Origin of the sequence: Pantoea sp. Pa-EAmG (assembly GCF_030024295.1) — a bacterium.
Taxonomy (GTDB): domain Bacteria; phylum Pseudomonadota; class Gammaproteobacteria; order Enterobacterales; family Enterobacteriaceae; genus Pantoea; species Pantoea dispersa.
The window spans coordinates 1-2,574 of the sequence record NZ_JASEWO010000308.1; the positions used below are offsets into that span (position 1 = coordinate 1).

Consider the following 2,574-nt stretch of genomic DNA (forward strand, 5'->3'; position numbering starts at 1 on the left):
ATATTTATTAGGCGACAACTCAACGTATACGTATGACTTTGGCAGCACGGAAAAGATCGAATTTGCACTGAACGCCGTTCATTCAGCCAACCGACATGAAATTATCGTTTACTCAACAACCGGTGAAATTCTCTTCCGTGAAATGCTCGCAACCGTGGATTTAAAAACCGTAACACCTCCCGATACCTATCAGTTTATCGCACCGCCGGGTAAAAAAATTGGTCACATCGATTTTGTACTGGGTCAGGAGGGAACAAGTGATGACAGTGATATCGGCATTACAATTGACGATATCAAATGGGGCGAATACGTTCATCCGGAGGTCAACACCAACGGTGGCAAACTGTATCTGTTTGACGAAAACGATCTCTATGACCCGATCCAGGTTTTCGACGCCGATAATCAGCTCTATCAGCTGCTGGTCAACAGCGAAGATCAGACGGTGATTTTTGCCGACCAGGTGGAGGACGGCAGCAAAACCAGCGTGATTCAGATGGACAACGCCGGCAATAACGCTCTGACGCTCAGCCTGCAGGATGTGCTCAGGCACGGCAGTGAGAACCTGGCGATTGATGATGCCACTAAGCAAATTATCGTCAACGGCAACCAGGGCGACACCGTGCGCCTCGAAGACATCCTGCCGGAGGGCAGTGAGCAAAACGGCTGGGCCGAGCAGGCTGGCACCGTCACCATTGCCGGCACCCAGTATCACGTCTGGAGCAACGGCGACGCTGAGCTGCTGGTGCAGGACGGCGTGAAAACCGAGCTGGTGTAAGGGAGAGCTATCATGAACCAGATTCTTAATGCATCTTACCGCTACACCGACGACCCGCGCCGCGGCTACAGCGGCACCAGTCCGCAGGCGCGCAACGGCTTCGCGGAAATCGCTATTGATGGCCAGCCGCCGTACACCGTCAAGGTCGACGCAGAGGGCCGCTGGAGCTGGACGCCGCCCGCCGACTGGACGCCGGGCGAACACATCGTGTCGGTGCGCATGATTGACGCCGCCGGCAACATTGGTAATCCCGCCCAGTTTATTCAGGTGGTCGACTACACGGCGCCGGACGCGCCGCGCCTGCTCAATATGTACGATGACCAGGGCGACATCACCGGCAGCTTCGACGCCGGACGCATGACCGACGACCGCCGCCCGACCCTGACCGGCGTCGCGGAAAAGGGCACTGTGGTGTACCTCAAAGAGGGCGATACGGTGATCGGCAGCGCGCAGGCCGACGCCACCACCGGCATCTGGACGCTGGAGCCGGACGCCGATCTGAGCGACGGCACCCACCAGCTGACGCTGGTGGCGGTTGAAACCTTCAACGGCAAGCTGCGCGAGGGCGAGCCTTCTGCGCCGTTCGAACTGCTGATTGGCCGCGACGGGTCTGCCGCCACGGTGATTTCCCACGCGGTGGATGATGCCGGCCCGGTCACCGGTTCGCTGCTGAGCGGCGCGCTCACCGACGACGCCACGCCGCAGCTGCACGGCAGCGCCCCGGCGGGCAGCACGGTTTTCGTGCAGTACCGCAACGCCAGCGGCGAGTGGGTTGACGGCGGCGCGGCGCAGATGGACGGCACCCGCTGGAGCTGGACACCACCGGCTGAGCTGGACGCCGGCAGCTGGGAGTTCCGCGCCGGTCAGGAAGGCAGCTGGAGCGACAGCTTCGGGCTCGATATCGCCTTCGCCGGCAGCGACGCGCTGCACGCCACGCTGACCCACGCCACCGACGATTTCGGCCCGGTCACCGGCACGCTGCTAAGCGGCGCGCTCACCGATGACACCACGCCAACCCTTAGCGGGCGCGGCGAAGCCAACAGCAACGTGGTGGTGCGCTACGGCATTGCTGGCGAGTTCACCCATTCCGTGGTGGTGACAGTGGGCGCGGACAGCAACTGGAGCTTCACGCCGCCGGCGCTGGAGTACGGCGTCTGGTCGTTTGCCGCGCAGGCGCAGGGCGACAGCCAGTGGAGCGACACGTTCGAGCTCATCCTGATGCCGGGCGGCCAGCACACGCCAGAAATCCTCCGCGTGTACGATGACGTGGCGCTGTATATCGGCGAAGTCAGCAACGGCGGCATCACTAATGACCGCCAGCCGGAGCTGAGCGGTGTTGCCGAGGCTAACAGCGTGCTCAACGTCTACGACGGCAGCACGCTGATCGGCAGCGTGCAGGTCGGCGCAGACGGCAACTGGCGCTTTATCACGCCAGAGCTCAGCGATGAATCGCACAGCCTCAGCGTCAGCTACGGCGCTTACGACGCTGGCCTGCCGGCGTACAGCATCGTCGTGGACGCCACGCCGCCGGGCGAGGTGGAAATCAACGCGCTCGCCCCGCTCGGCCTGACGCTCAGTGACGTGGTGGAAGCCGGTCAGCAGGGCCTGTTCATTGACGACGGCAAAACCCAGCTGCGCGTCAGCGGCCAGGCCGGCGACAGCGTGCAGCTCAGCGACATCCTGCCGGAAGGCGAAGCGGTCAGCGGCTGGACGCAGCAAACCGGCACCGTGACCATCGCCGGCAACCAGTACCACGTGTTCAGCCACGGCGACGCGGAACTGCTGGTGCAGGACGGCGT

The 2,574-nt window shown here is 62.5% G+C and carries 1 protein-coding gene and 1 pseudogene; both read left to right on the forward strand.

Going from position 1 to position 2,574, the window contains the following annotated elements; translation table 11 throughout:
• Positions 1–775 (forward strand): annotated as a pseudogene (locus QMM04_RS22055) (hypothetical protein); the annotation flags it as partial.
• 12 nt (positions 776–787) lie between these two features.
• Positions 788–2,574, forward strand: a 1,787-nt coding sequence (locus tag QMM04_RS22060) for an Ig-like domain-containing protein (protein ID WP_282997049.1), incomplete at its 3' end; no start/stop codon positions are given.